The following is a 14,429-nucleotide window of genomic DNA, read 5'->3' on the forward strand; positions in this document are numbered from 1 at the left end:
GCGCCGAACGGCGCACACGCACGAGCGGGCGAACAGGAGCGAGCGGGCGGCCGGCGCCCCGGAGCGGGCGCCGGCCACCGGTCAGTGCTCGGCCCAGTCCCCGAGCGACCAGTCCCGCACCTCCGGCATGTCCTCCAGGTGCTCCACCACGTACTTCTCGTGCTTGGCCAGCTGCGCCTCGCACCACGCCTTCAGCTCGGTGGCGCCCACCGGCAGCCGCTTCGCGTTGTTGATCGCGTCCATCACCAGGTGGTACCGCGACGCCCGGTTACGCACCGTCATGTCGAACGGCGTCGTGGTGGTGCCCTGCTCGATGAAGCCGCGCACCCGGAACCGGTCGGCGTCCGGCCGGCCGTGCACCAGCTGGTGGATGGCGCCCGGGTAGCCGTGGAAGGCGAACACCACGTCGACGTGGTCGGTGAACAGCTCGCGGAACATGGTCTCGCTCATGCCGTGCGGGTGGTCCTTGGGCCGCGGCAGCGTCATCAGGTTGACCACGTTGACCACGCGGACCTTCATCTGCGGCAGCTTCTCCATCAGGATCCGGGCGGCCGCCACGGTCTCCATGGTGACCACGTCGCCGGCGCACGCCAGCACGATGTCCGGGTCGCTGTTGCCGTCATCGGTGCCGGCCCACTCCCAGACCCCGGCGCCCTTGGCGGTGTGCTCGATCGCCTGGTCCATGTCGAGCCACTGCAGCTGCGGCTGCTTGTCGATGACGATGAGATTGATGTACGACCGGGAGCGGAAGCAGTGGTCGGCGACCGAGAGCAGCGTGTTCGCGTCCGGCGGCAGGTAGACCCTGGCCACGTCGCCGCGCTGGGTCAGCACCACCTGGATCAGGCCGGGCCCCTGGTGCGAGAAACCGTTGTGGTCGTTGCGCCACGCGGTCGAGGTGAGCAGCACGTTCAGGCTGGGCACCTTGGCCCGCCACGGCAGGTGTGACGCCTCCTGCAGCCACTTGCCGTGCTGCACCGTCTGGGACGCGCTGACCATGGCGAACGCCTCGTACGTGGCGAACATGCCGTGCCGGCCGGTGAGGTTGTAGCCCTCGAGCCAGCCGTGGCAGTTGTGCTCGGAGAGCACCTCCATGACCCGGCCGTTGCGGCTGAGCTTCACGTCGTCGTCGTTGACCGACTCCATGAACGCGCGGTCGGAGACCTCGAAGACGGCGCCGAGCCGGTTGCTGTTGGTCTCGTCCGGGCAGAACAGCCGGAACCGGTCGCCGTTGCGCGCGTAGATGTCGCGCATCAGCTCGCCGAGCTTGCGGGTCGACTCGGCCCGCAACGCGGCCGGCTGCTTCACGTCGATCGCGTAGTCCCGGAAGTCGGGCATGTCCAGGTCGCGGGTGAGCCGGCCGCCGTTGGCGTGCGGGGTGGCGCTCATCCGCAGGTCGCCGTCGGGCGCCAGGGACCGCACCAGTTCGGCCGGCGCGCCGGTGGTGTCGAACAGCTCCTCCGGCCGGTACGACCGCAGCCACTTCTCCAGCTCGCGAAGGTGGTCCTCGTTGCCCTTGACGCCGGAGAGCGGCACCTGGTGCGAACGCCAGGACCCGGTCACCGTGATGCCGTCGATCTTCTCCGGCCCGGTCCAGCCCTTCGGTGTCCGCATGACGATCAGCGGCCAGCGCGGCCGGGTGCCGTCCCAGCTGCCGTCGCGGGCGGCGATCTGAATCGCCCGGATCTTGCGCCACGCCTCGGCCAGCACCGCGGCGAACCGGTGGTGCATGCCCGGCAGGTCGTCACCCCCGACCTCGATCACGTCGTAGCCGTGGCCCTCGAGGAGTTTGCGCACCTCGGCCGGGTCCTTGCGGGCCAGCACGGTCGGCCCGGCGATCTTCGCGCCGTTGAGGTGCAGGATCGGCAGGACCGCGCCGTCGTGCTCCGGGTTCAGGAACGAGATGCCCTTCCAGGAACCCTCCAGGGGCCCGGTCTCGGCCTCGCCGTCGCCGACCACCGCGATGGCGAGCAGGTCGGGGTTGTCCATCACCGCGCCGAACGCGTGCACCAGGACATAACCCAGCTCGCCGCCCTCGTGGATCGAGCCGGGCGTGGTCACCGACACGTGGCTGGGGATGCCGCCGGGGCTGGAGAACTGACGGAACAGCCGCAGCATGCCGTCCTCGTCGAGGCTCACCTTCGGGTAGACCTCGGAGTACGTGCCCTCCAGATAACCGGCCGCCACCAGCGCGGGCCCGCCGTGTCCCGGCCCGGCGAGGTAGATGGCCTGCTGCCCGGTCTGCTTGATCAGGCGGGACACATGGGCGTAGACGAAGGACAGGCCCGGGCTGGTGCCCCAGTGGCCGAGCAGGCGCGGCTTGATGTGCTCGTTGGTGAGCGGCTCACGCAGCAGCGGGTTGCCCTGCAGATAGATCTGACCGACGGTGAGGTAGTTGTTCGCCCGCCACCAGGCGTCCAGGGCGGCGACCTCGGTGTCGTCCGGGGCGGCCAGCCTCCGGACGGTCTCCTCGTCGAGCGTGGCGGCCGGGTTGTCCGAAACGGCGGTCACGGTCATTCCTCTCGATGGGCTTCGAGTGTTCTGTCCTGACTGGTCAAGGTCAACGTATCGGGCGCCTCCAGACGCCACAGGGGTCTTTGGACCCCTCCCGACGGGACGTTACCCCTGCCTCTCCGCCACATGCCTCGATCGCGGAGATGCCCGGTGACCCGATCGGGTCACCGGGCATCTCGGCGCTCTCAGCCCAGGGTGAGGGTGCAGCTGTCCTCGTCGGCGCCCACCTCGGTCACCGCGTTGCCGAGCTGGACCCGCCACGGCAGTGCCTCGCCTGCCCGTCCCACCCGGATCCCGGTGCCCTCCCGGGTCACCGTGAAGACGGTGTCCGAGCCGGCCGGCCCGGGCACCACCACCGCGGTCCGGCCCTCGGCGATCTCGAACAGCCGCAGGGTGACGCCGTCCCGGTAGTCGTAGTCCGGCTTGTCCTGCCGCGCGCCCACCGGGATGACCGCGCCCGGGCGGACGAGCAGCGGCGCGCTGTCGAAGCCGTGGGTCTCGGTCACCCAGACCGGTCCCTCGACGACCTCACCGGTGACGTACCGGGTCCACCGGCCGGCCGGCACGTAGTAGGAGACCTCGCCGCCGGCGCTGAAGACCGGGGCGACCAGCAGATCGTTGCCGAGCAGGTACTGCCGGTCCAGGTGGGTGACGGCCGGGTCGCCGGGGAAGGCGAAGGCCATCGGGCGCATCACCGGCAGGCCGTCCAGGTGCGCTTCGCGGGCGGCGCCGAACAGGTACGGCATGAGCCGGTACTTGAGGCGGGTGAAGGTCCGCAGGACGTCCACCGCCTCCTCGTCGAACTCCCACGGCACCCGGTACGACGTGCTGCCGTGCAGCCGGCTGTGCGAGCTGAGCAGCCCGAAGGCGATCCACCGCTTGAACACGGCCGGGTCCGGCATCCCCTCGAAGCCGCCGATGTCGTGGCTCCAGAAGCCGAAGCCGGAGGACATCAGCGACAGCCCGCCGCGCAGGCTCTCCGCCATCGACTCGAAGGTGCTGGAGTTGTCGCCGCCCCAGTGCACCGGGAACTGCTGCCCGCCGACCGTCGCCGACCGGGCGAACAGCACCGCCTCGCCCTCGCCCCGCACCTGTTTCAGGACGTCGAAGACGACCTGGTTGTAGAGCTGCGTGTAGTAGTTGTGCATCCGCTCCGGGTCGGAGCCGTCGTGCCACACCACGTCGGTCGGGATGCGCTCGCCGAAGTCCGACTTGAACGCGTCGACACCCATCTCGGCCAGGGCCCGCAGCTTGTCCGCGTACCACTCGCGGGCGGCCGGGTTGGTGAAGTCGACCAGGCCCATGCCGGCCTGCCACAGGTCCCATTGGAAGACGTCGCCGTTCGCCTTCTTCACCAGGTAGCCGTGGGCCCGGCCCTCGGCGAACAGCGGTGAGCGCTGCGCGATGTACGGGTTGATCCACAGGCAGATCCGCAGGCCCTTGCCGGCGAGCCGCTTGAGCATGCCCGGCGGGTCGGGGAAGACGCGGGTGTCCCACTCGAAGTCGCACCAGGAGAACTCGCGCATCCAGAAGGTGTCGAAGTGGAAGACGCTCAACGGCAGGTCCCGGTCGGCCATCCCGTCGATGAACTTGTTGACCGTCTCCTCGTCGTACGACGTGGTGAACGACGTGGTCAGCCAGAGGCCGAACGACCACGCCGGGGGCAGCGCCGGCCGCCCGGTCAGCGCGGTGTACTTGCGGATCACCTCGGCCGGTGTCGGCCCGTAGATCACCAGGTAGGACAGGCTCTGCCCGGCGACGCTGAACTGGGTGCGCGACACCATCTCCGAGGCGACCTCGAAGGACACCTTGCCGGGGTGGTCGACCAGTACGCCGTACCCGGCGTTGGTGAAGTAGAACGGAACGTTCTTGTAGGCCTGCTCGCTGCTGGTGCCGCCGTCCTCGTTCCAGATGTCGACGCTCTGGCCGTTCTTCACCAGCGGGCCGAAGCGCTCGCCGAGACCGTACACCGCCTCGCCGACACCGAGGTCGAGCTGCTCGTGGACGTAGTGGCGCCCGTCGAGGGTGTCGACGACGCCCATGCCCTTCCAGCCGCTGCCGGTGATCCGCCGCCCGTCGGCGAGGAAGTCCAGGCCCCACTTCTCCCCGGCGGTGAACCGCGCGGTCAGCGCGCCCGAGGTGAGCGTCAGGTCGTCCACAGTGACGTCGACCGGCTGTGTGTCGATGGTGAACGCCGGCAGGCGCGGCTCCTCGCCCTGGAAGTGCTCGACGGTGACCCGGATGACGTCCGGTGCCGGCGCGGTGCAGGTGACCGTGATGAGCGGCGCGTTCAGCGTGTCACCGCGGTGCCGGACCGGCCTGGTGGCGGCGTAGACGGTCAGGGAGTCCGGCCCGGTCCGGCTGTCCAGCAGGTGTGCCGGGTGCAGCACGGTGAGGCCGTCGCGTTTGCGCCAATAGCCGTCGGTGAACTTCATGCGAGTCCTTTACTTGATGGCGCCGGCGGCGATGCCGCGCGTGAGGGTCCGCTGGAAGATGAGGAAGAAGAGCATCGCGGGCAGGATGCCGATCAGGGCCGAGGCGCTGGTCGTGGTGGCGTCCATCAACCGGTCGCCCTGCAGGACGCCGAGCGCCACCGGGACGGTCTGGTTGTCGTTGGAGATCAGGAAGACCAGCGGCAGGAAGAACTCGTTCCATGTCCAGATGAAGAAGAACGTGAACAGCACGCCGAGGGTCGGCCGGCTGACCGGGACCACCACCCGCCACAGGGTCAGCCATTTGCCGGCGCCGTCCACCGAGGCGGCGTCCAGCAGCTCGCGGGGGAACTCGCTGTAGACCGAGGTGAGCAGGTACGTGCCGAAGGCGCTCTGGATGACGGTGAAGATGATGATGATCGCGATCAGGTTGTCGTAGAGGCCCGCCTCCTTGGAGATGTAGTACAGCGGGTAGACCAGCACCTCCTGCGGCAACAGGTTCGCGACCAGGAAGAACACCAGGAACCAGACACGGCCTTTGACCCGGCCGATACCGAGGGCGTACGCGTTCAGGATGGACAGCACGACGCCGAGCACCGCGACGGTGAGGCTGGTGACGAAGCTGTTCCAGAGTTTCTGCCCGAAGTTCACCCGGTTCCAGAAGTCGACGATCCCGTCCCAGTACAGGCTCGTCGGAATCGAGAGCGGGCCGCTGCCCGCGTAATCCGCCGGGCTCTTCACCGCGTTCAGCGCGACCACCAGCAGCGGGCCGACCAGCAGCAGGAACAGCACCAGCAGGCCGGCCAGCACAAAGAACCGGGCCGGGTTGCGATGCCGCATCGCGGTCGGCGCCTCGCCGGACGGGATCCGCGCGGACGACTTCTCCACCACAGCGGTCATGAGTTCTCCTCCGCACGGTGCTGCAGCCGCAGGAAGACGAAGGCGAGCACGACGATCAGGACAGTGAGCACAGTGGAGATCGCCGAGCCGTACCCCACCTGGGCCTTCTCGAAGAAGTTGCGGTAGGCGAAGTAGGACGGCACCAGCGTCGCGTTGCTCGGGCCGCCGCCGGTGAGCACGAACACCTGCCCGAAGATCTTCAGCGCGGCGATCGTGGTGGTGATCAGCACGACGTAGAACTCCGGCCGGATCATGTACACCGTGATCTTGCGGAACCGCTGGAACCAGGTGGCGCCGTCCAGGTCCGCGGCCTCGTAGATGGACGGGTCGATGCGCTGCAGGCCGGACATGAACATGACGATCGGGTAGCCGAGCTGGAACCAGACCATCACGGCCATCACGCTGTACAGCGCCCAGTCCGGGTCGCCGAGCCAGTTCTTCGCCAGCCCGTCCAGGCCCACGGCCTCCAGGATCCGGTTGAGAGCCCCGTAACCCGGGTGCAGGATCCAGCTCCACACGATGCCGGTGACGGCGACCGGGATGACCTGCGGCAGGTAGTAGCCGGACCGGAAGAAGCCGGCCCAGCGGTCCCCGAAGTGCTTGGCCACGTAATCGAAGAGCACCGCCGCGAGCACCAGGCCCAGCAGCGTGGGGATCACCGCCATCGCGATGATCAGCAGCAGGATGTTGCTGAACGACTGCCAGAACAGCGCGTCGGCGAAGAGCCGGGTGTAGTTGTCGAGGCCGACCCACCGGGGGCTGCCGACGCCGGTCCACCGGGTGAAACTGACGTAGACCGTCATGACCAGCGGAACGATGATCACCGCGATCGAGGCGAGGACCCCGGGGATCAGATAGACCGCGTACCCGCGGTTCTTGAGATTGCTGCCGGCCATGCCGGGCCCCTTTCCGCGCGGTGCGGGCGGCGGGTCACCCCACCGCCCGCGCCCGCTCACTTGCCCAGGTCGGCGAGGTTCTCGTCGTACGGCTTGGCGATCTCGTCGAGGAAGGCGTCCGGCGTCTTCGAGCCGTTGATCAGGCCCTGCACGCCGGCGACCAGCACGTCGTAGTAGCCCGGCGCCGGCCAGTCCGGGTAGAAGGCGAGGCCGTCACCGGTCGAGATCTTGTTGAAGGTCTCCACCAGCTCCTTGTTCTTCGGGTCGGTGATCTGCGCCGGGTCGGCCGCCACCGGCAGGCCGCCGCTGTTGCCGAGCAGCGCCTGGACCTCCGGCGACATGGTGATGTCGATGAAGTCGTACGCCAGCGCCTTGGCCTTGCTCTTCTCCGGCACCACCCACAGGTTGCCGCTGGAGCCCGGGTGCAGGGTGTTGCCCGGGAACAGGAAGGTGCCCCAGTCGAAGTCCTTGATCTCGGTGGCGAACCGGCCGTACCACCAGCTGCCGGAGATCAGGATCGGGAACTTGCCCTGGGTGAACGAGACACCCATGTCCTCGGCCTTGATGCCGGCCGAGTCCTTGCTGATGTAGCCCTTGGACACCCAGTCCGCGAACGTCTGCGCGGCATAGGTGAGCTGCGGCCCCTTGAAGTCGACCTTGTTCTTGTAGAGCTGGTAGTCGTCGACGAACGCCCGGTCCGCCTTGGAGAGCGCCAGCTCGTAGAAGATCTGCTGTGCCGGGTACTCCGCGCCGCCGACGGCCAGCGGCGTCACCTTGTTCTGGACGAACGTGTCCATCACCTTGGTGAACTCGTCCAGCGTGGTGGGGACGGCCAGCTGGTACTTGTCGAACAGTTCCTTGTTGTAGTACACGGTCACGAACTCGCCGTAGTTGGGCACCCCGAAGAAGTTGCCGGAGCCCATGATGCCGTCCTGGTCGTACCGCGCGGTGGTCTGCAGGCTCGGGCTCAGCTTCTTGTCCCACCCGCGCGAGGTCATCTGCTCCGAGAGGTCGGTCAGCAGGCCCTGCTTGGAGAGCAGGCCGGCGGTCGCGTTGCCCTTGTTGTACTCCATGATGTCGGGCGCGCTGTCCGAGTTGAGGATCATCTGGGCGTTCTGCTGGATCTGCTCGAAGCCCTTCTCCTCGAACTTCACCTCGACGCCGGGGTGGCCGGCCTTGAACAGCTCGATCGCCTTGTTCCAGGCGATGCCCATGGCGCTGGTCGGGCCTTCGTAGTGCCAGAGGGTCAGGGTCTTGGCGTCGGCGCCCGGCTCGTTGCCGCCGTCGTCACCACCGCAGGCGGTGAGGCCGAGCGACGCTGTCAGGAACAACGCGGCGGCCGCGATCCCGGTTCGTGATCGGAACATGCCGTCCTCCCAGGGGGACTGGATTCGTCGAAGCGTTTCGACAACATCGCTGCGCCTGTCGAGCCCCAGCTGTTCGCAACCAGTTGTCGAAGCGCTTCGACGATGTGCCTTGCCGAGAAACTAAGGAACGAGCGGTATTCGTGTCAACGGTGTGACGCAGAGATTTCGCGGCAGCTGGCACGCTCGACCAGGCTCGGCGCGAGCAGGCGGGTGTACTCCACGCGGCGCCCGTCGAGCAGGCGCATGGCGGTCTCGACCGCGAGGGTGCCGACGTCGTGCGCCGGGATGTCGATCGACGTGAGGTGCACCGGCATGGCGGTCGCCACATCCCGCGGGCAGATCGCGACGATCGAGATGTCCTCCGGCACCCGCCGGCCGGTGGCCTGCAACAGGTCCAGCAGCGGCCGCAGCGCCTCCTCGTTGTGCACCACGAGCGCGGTCAGACCGGGCAGCTCGGTGTCGAGGTCGGCCAGGCTCGCCCGGACCCCCTCGGCGCCCGGCTCGCACGGGTGCGTGACTGTGCGCAGGCCCAGCTCCGCCGAGGCCTCCAGGAAGCCGGTGAGGAACCGGTCCGCGTACGTCGTCTGCCGCCGGTAGACGGCCGGCGACGGGCCGACCAGGCCGATCCGCCGGTGGCCGTGGCCGGCCAGATGCTCCAGCGCCGTCCGCGCCGCCGCACCGAAGTCCAGGTCCACGCAGGCGATGCCGGTGTGGTCGGCGGGCAGGCCGATCAGCACCGACGGCTGCTTCAGCCGGCGCAGCGCCGGGATCCGCAGGTCGTCGCGTTCCAGGTCCATCAGGATCAGCGCGTCGACCATGGTGCTGTGCGCGACCCGCTCCAGCCCCGCGGTGCCCTCGTCCTTGGTCAACAGCAGCACGTCATGGTTGTACGACCTGGCGGCGGTGACCACCGCGGTGGCGAACTGCATGATGACCGGCACGTTGACGTCCACCCGCAGCGGCGCGACCAGCGCGAGCACGTTGGTCTTGCTGCTGGCCAGGGCGCGGGCGCCGGCATGCGGATGGAAGCCGAGCTCGGCGATGGCGGCCTGCACCCGGGCCCGGGTCTCGGCCGAGATCGGGCGGCGGCCACTCAGAACGTACGACACGGTGCTGGGCGACACGCCGGCCGCTCGGGCGACGTCGTTGATCGTCGGCACCGCACCTCCCCAAGTCACCCGGTCTTTCCCCAAGACCTCTCCCCTCGTCGGATCCTACTGATCTGTTGTTCACCACATCCGCCGCAGCCCACCGCGTGGACTTCCGGCTCGAATCGAGCCCGAACTTCACACGCCGGAGCGGGGTCAGCGGAGGGTGAAGGTGGCCAGGCGCAGGCCGGGGCTGAGCACCAGATAGACGTCCTGGCGGCCGGAGGCGCGGGACAGGGGCGCGGACACATCGGCGTAGGAGTAGACCCCGCCGGTTTCGTCGAGCGTCGCGGTCCCGAGCAGCCGCCCGGTCGGCGACGCGAGCCGGACCTGCACGGTCCCGGCCCCCGAAGCGCGACCGGTGAACGTGGTGGCGCCCCGCAGAGCGACATCACGGAAGGCGAGCCAGTCGCCGGCCGCCGCGGCCCCCACCACGGTGCCGCGCGCCTTGCTCTCGTCGAGCAACCTCACTCCGGCGTACGCGTCAAAGGTCTCGGCCCGCGTCGGCTTCGCCAGGTCCCGGGCCGGGATGGTCTCCCCGCGCACGGCAAGGGCCGCCCGCTGCCGGATGTCCGCCGACGACGATCCGAGCAGCACGTCGTGCACCGAGGTCTCCACCACCCAGCGTTGCCGGGTCTGGTCCCACCGGGCCAGGTCGGCCGGCCGGAGACGGAACGTGACCGTCGTGGACTGCCCCGGCCGCAGCGCCACCTTCCGGAAGTCGCGGAGCTGCCGGTTCGGGGTCACGTCCCGGGAGGTGCGCTGGTGGGTGTAGAGCTGGACCACCTCGTCACCGGCACGCCGGCCGGTGTTGGTCACCGTGAGCCTGACCTTGCCGTCACGCACGACGGGACGGCCGTATGCGAACGACGTGTACGACAGCCCGTGCCCGAACGCGTAGAGCGGCTTCGCGTCGCTGTACAGGTACGTCTGCCCGGTGCTGATGATGTCGTACTGGTTGAGGTCGGCCGGCAGGTCCCGGTCCGAGGAGTACCAGGTCTGGGTGACCCGGCCGGACGGGTTCACGTCACCCCAGAGCACGTCGGCCACCGCGTTCCCGGTCTCCGCACCGGCGTGCGTGGTCCACAGGATGCCCGGCACGTGCCGCTGTGCCCAGGTGATCGTCTGCGGGTAGCTGCTCTGCAGCACCACCACGGTCCGCGGGTTGGCCGCCCGGACCGCCTTGATCAGCGCCTCCTGCCGCTCGCCCAGCCCGGTCGTGGTGCGGTCGTGCACCTCGCGGCCGGCCACGAACGGGTCGGTGCCGACCACGACCACCGCGGTGTCCGCCTTGCGGGCCTGCGCGGCCGCCGTGGCCACGCCGTCGACGAGCAGCTCACGGGTGAACCGGGCCGCGCCGGCCAGGTCCTGGGAGCCGAGCGCCAGTTTGCCGTCGGCGTCGACGGTGACGTAGCGGTTCGGGCCGAACCAGGACTCCTGCGTCTCGTACCCGGCGTAGCGCAGCGCCACCGTGCCGTCCGCCTGCTCCTCGATCTCGAACTGCTGCTGGACGAACCAGCCGGTCGGGGTGTTCTCGGCGGTGACGAACGGCCCCCAGTTGTAGCCGAGCATCCGGCCGTTCCCGACGTTGCGCAGGGTGGAGACGCCGTCGCCCCAGTCCACGCTGTCGAACTGGGCGGCCGGCCCGGCCGCGGTCCCGGTCGCGGTCACGGCATCGGCGCCGGTGGTGCCGGTCGCGGTCACGTAATTGCCGGTGGACACGGACTTCAGCGCGATCCGGTCGGCCCCGAAGCTGCTGGTCACCGACGAGGCGCGGGAACGGATGCCGTCGAGCGCCGTCACCTTGTACGGGAGCTGTCCCCCGTACCAGTCGGTGTAGAGCTCGTCGGCGAGCGGACCGCTGACCGCGACCGACCCGCCCGGCCGCAGCGGCAGGATCCCCTTGTTCTTCAGCAGCACCGATGCCTCGCCGGCGGTCTCCCGGGCCAGCGCGCGATGCTTCGGGCTGTCGATCACCGAGGGCGGGATGTCCGCGTGCGGGCCGCCGTCCGGGTCGAACTCGCCGAGCCGGAACCGGATGCTCAGCGCGTTGCCGACCGCGGTGTCCACATCGGCCTCGGTGAGCAGTCCCGCGGCCAGCGCCGCCCGGATCGCGGTGACGGTGGGCTCGGCGTTGGTGTCGTTGACCGTGAAGCTGTCCACGCCGGCCTTGATCGTCGCGGCGTTCGCCTCGGCCTGGGTGGCGAAGTAGGCCTGCGAGCCGGTCAGGTTGGTCGGCGCCCAGGCGTCGCTGACGTTGAACAGCCGCCGGTCGCTCCAGTCGCGGACCAGGCTGTTCAGGTCCGGGTCCACGGTGGCGGGCCGGCCGTTGATCAGGTTGTAGGAGGCCATCACGCCGGTGGCCGCGTCGTTGTTGAGCGCGATCCGGAACGGTGCCCGCTCGTACTCGTTGAGCACCCGCTGCGGCACGTTGGACGAGGTCACGTCCCGCCGGGTCTCGTTGTTGTACGCCGCGTAGTGCTTGAGGGTCGGCGCCACCTTCAGATGATCGGGGTCGTCGCCCTGGAGCCCGTGCCCGTACGCGGTGGCGATCGCCCCGGTCAGCAGCGGGTCCTCGGAGTAGCCCTCCTCGTTGCGGCCCCACCGAGGGTCGCGCAGCAGGTTGACCACCGGCGCCCAGGCGTTCAGCCCCCAGACCACCGGGTCGCGGGCATGGAAGCCACGCAGCTCGTCGCCGACCGCCGAGCCGACCCGCTCGATCAGCTCCGGGTCCCACGTGCTGGCCAGGCCGACAGCCTGCGGGAAGACCGTCGCGGTGGCGTCCACCTTGCTGTTGGTGCGGTAGTCGTTGGACCAGGCGACGCCGTGCAGCGCCTCGGTGCCGGTCTTGAACACCTGGATACCGAGCCGGGGGATCGCCGGCTGGTACTGGTGGAGCAGGGAGATCTTCTCGTCCAGGGTGAGCCGGCCGACGAGGTCGTCGACCCGGGTCGCCAGGGGCAGGCGGGGGTCACGGAACGCCCACGCCGGGTCGGCGTGGGCCACCGCCGGCACGAGGGGCGTGACCAGAAGGGCGGCGGCGAGCAGCGCGAAGCCGCGTCTGCGCATGTCGTTTCTCCTGAGGAAGAGGATTCGTCGAAGCGCTTCGACGGACAGCCGGACGGAAACGTCGGGAACAAGGGTGCGGTGCGGTCACCATAGATCGGCGCTGATGCGCCGGGCAACACCCTCCGCCGCTTTGCCGGGATCCGGCGGTAACACGTCCGGCAGAATGGGCCGGGTGCGACTCATCGTGATCGGGGGCGACGCGGCCGGGATGTCCGCCGCCTCACAGGCCCGCAAACGCCGTCCCGGCAAGGACCTCGAGGTCCTCGCGTTCGAACGCGGCGACTTCACGTCGTACTCGGCGTGCGGCATCCCGTACTGGATCGGCGGCCTCGTCGACGGGCCGGACGCGCTCGTCGCCCGCGACCCGGCGACGTTCCGCGAGGCCGGCATCGAGGTGCGCACCCGGCACGAGGTGACCGAAATCGATCTGGCCGCGCGCACCGTGACGGTCCGCGACCTGAACGCCGGCCGGGACGCGACGGAGGGCTTCGACGAGCTGGTCTACGCCACCGGAGCCACCCCGGTGCGGCCACCCTGGGCGCGGACTGCGGCGCAGGGGGTGTTCGGGGTGCAGACCCTGGGGGACGGCGCGACGCTGAACGCCTGGCTGGACGCCGAGCCCCGGCCGGAGACCGCCGTGGTGATCGGCGCCGGCTACATCGGCGTGGAGATGGCCGAGGCCCTGCAACGCCGCGGCCTGCGGGTGTCGCTCGTGGAGAAGGCCGCGCAGCCGATGTCCACCGTGGATCCGGACATGGGCGGGCTGATCGGCGATTCGATCCACAAGCTCGGCATCGACCTGCGCACCGGGGTCACGGTCGAGGGCCTGGAGACCTCCGGGGACCGGATCCGGGCGGTGGTCACCGACCACGGGACGCTGCCGGCCGACGTCGTGGTCCTGGGTCTGGGGGTACGGCCGAACAGCGCGCTCGCCGAGGCGGCCGGCATCACCCTGGGCGCGACCGGGGCGCTCGCCACCGACCTGCGCCAGCGGGTCCGCCACGCCGAGGGCGTCTGGGCGGCCGGCGACTGCACCGAGGTGCTCAACCTGGTCAGCGGGCGGCCGGTGCACGTGCCGCTGGGCACCCACGCGAACAAGCAGGGCCGGGTCGCCGGGATCAACATCGGCGGCGGGTACGCCACGTTCCCCGGCATCGTCGGCACCGGCATCACCAAGATCTGCGACCTGGAGGTGGCCCGGACCGGGCTCACCTCGGCCGAGGCCGAGGCCGCCGGCTTCCGCGTGGTGACCGCCACGGTCGAGTCGACGAACCGCGCCGGGTACATGCCCGGCGCCGTCCCGATGACCGTCAAGGTAATAGCCGAGCAGGACACCGGGCTGCTGCTCGGCGCCCAGATCGTGGGGAAGACCGAGGCGGCCAAGCGCATCGACGCGTTCGCGGTGGCCGTGTGGAACAGGATGACGGTCACCGGGATGACCGCTCTTGATCTGGGTTACGCCCCGCCGTACGCCCCGGTCTGGGACCCGGTGCTGATCGCCGCCCGCAAGGCCGGCGAAGCGCTGGGCTAGGCGCTCCGCACGAGATGCACCAGCACGACCGGGGTCTCCTGGCCGGCCCAGCAGCCGGTCAGGACGCCCTCGTCGGCCGGGTCGATCGCCACCGTCGGCACCCGGTTGATCTGCACCTGCACCGGGCCGGTCGACTCGACGCCGCTGCCGGTCAGCTTGAGGTCGGGCTCCCGGGGCACGCGCGCGCCGTCGTCCTCCACCTCCTCAGGGGCCTCGTGGCCGGCTTCGCGAATGACGTTCGCGACCACGGCCAGATAGACCGGGTCGCCGGCGGCGTCATAGACCCACCGCTCCCCCAGCACCGAGTGCTGCACGGTGCCGACGAGAAACGCCTCGGCCCCGGCCAGCGGCGCGCCCCGATAGGTGAGCGGCACATGCAGCGCCGGCCCGTCCCCGGCGCGAATCAGCATGGTCTCGATACCCACCTCCCCGTCCGGGTCATCGAACCGGGCGGCAGCGACGCGGGTCACCGTGGGCTCCGCCGACCCGTCGTACCACGGCTGGTCCGGCAGCCACCCGGCCAGCAGTTCGGGCTTGCTCGGGGTGATCTGCGCCTTGTGGAGAATCGCCATGCC

Annotated in this window: 9 protein-coding genes; 1 reads left to right on the plus strand and 8 read right to left on the minus strand. The window is 69.9% G+C overall.

Features of this window, described 5'->3' with window-relative positions; all coding sequences use genetic code 11:
- Positions 1-81 precede the first annotated feature (81 nt).
- The 7 genes from AC0NH5_RS36045 to AC0NH5_RS36075 all read right to left on the minus strand — a co-directional run bounded on the left by AC0NH5_RS36045 (position 82) and on the right by AC0NH5_RS36075 (position 12,323).
- Complete coding sequence (locus AC0NH5_RS36045; protein ID WP_474411640.1) at positions 82-2,514, minus strand: phosphoketolase family protein; 2,433 nt, start codon at positions 2,512-2,514, stop codon at positions 82-84.
- Positions 2,515-2,696: 182 nt separating this feature from the next.
- Positions 2,697-4,946, minus strand: coding sequence for an alpha-xylosidase (yicI, locus tag AC0NH5_RS36050; protein WP_474411642.1), 2,250 nt, complete (start codon positions 4,944-4,946; stop codon positions 2,697-2,699).
- 9 nt (positions 4,947-4,955) lie between these two features.
- Positions 4,956-5,843, minus strand: coding sequence for a carbohydrate ABC transporter permease (locus AC0NH5_RS36055; protein ID WP_474411644.1), 888 nt, complete (start codon positions 5,841-5,843; stop codon positions 4,956-4,958).
- Positions 5,840-6,739, minus strand: a complete 900-nt coding sequence (locus AC0NH5_RS36060) for a carbohydrate ABC transporter permease (RefSeq protein ID WP_474411646.1) — start codon at positions 6,737-6,739, stop codon at positions 5,840-5,842. The genes AC0NH5_RS36055 and AC0NH5_RS36060 overlap by 4 nt, the downstream gene beginning before the upstream one ends.
- A gap of 56 nt (positions 6,740-6,795) precedes the next feature.
- On the minus strand, positions 6,796-8,106 hold the full coding sequence (locus AC0NH5_RS36065; RefSeq protein ID WP_474411648.1) for an ABC transporter substrate-binding protein: 1,311 nt from the start codon (positions 8,104-8,106) through the stop codon (positions 6,796-6,798).
- 143 nt (positions 8,107-8,249) lie between these two features.
- Positions 8,250-9,266, minus strand: coding sequence for a LacI family DNA-binding transcriptional regulator (locus AC0NH5_RS36070; RefSeq protein WP_474411650.1), 1,017 nt, complete (start codon positions 9,264-9,266; stop codon positions 8,250-8,252).
- A 144-nt stretch (positions 9,267-9,410) separates the two neighbouring features.
- Positions 9,411-12,323, minus strand: a complete 2,913-nt coding sequence (locus tag AC0NH5_RS36075) for a glycoside hydrolase family 3 protein (RefSeq protein WP_474411652.1) — start codon at positions 12,321-12,323, stop codon at positions 9,411-9,413.
- Between the two features lie 172 nt (positions 12,324-12,495).
- On the opposite strand from AC0NH5_RS36075, the gene AC0NH5_RS36080 reads away from it, so the two are divergent.
- Positions 12,496-13,854, plus strand: coding sequence for an FAD-dependent oxidoreductase (locus AC0NH5_RS36080; protein ID WP_474411654.1), 1,359 nt, complete (start codon positions 12,496-12,498; stop codon positions 13,852-13,854).
- On the opposite strand, the gene AC0NH5_RS36085 is transcribed toward AC0NH5_RS36080, so the two are convergent.
- Positions 13,851-14,426: a CG0192-related protein gene (locus tag AC0NH5_RS36085; protein WP_474411656.1), complete on the minus strand. Its 576-nt coding sequence runs from the start codon at positions 14,424-14,426 to the stop codon at positions 13,851-13,853. The two genes, AC0NH5_RS36080 and AC0NH5_RS36085, sit on opposite strands and share 4 nt — an antisense overlap.
- Positions 14,427-14,429 lie beyond the last annotated feature (3 nt).

It is taken from the genome of Actinoplanes sp. 13 (assembly GCF_056134165.1).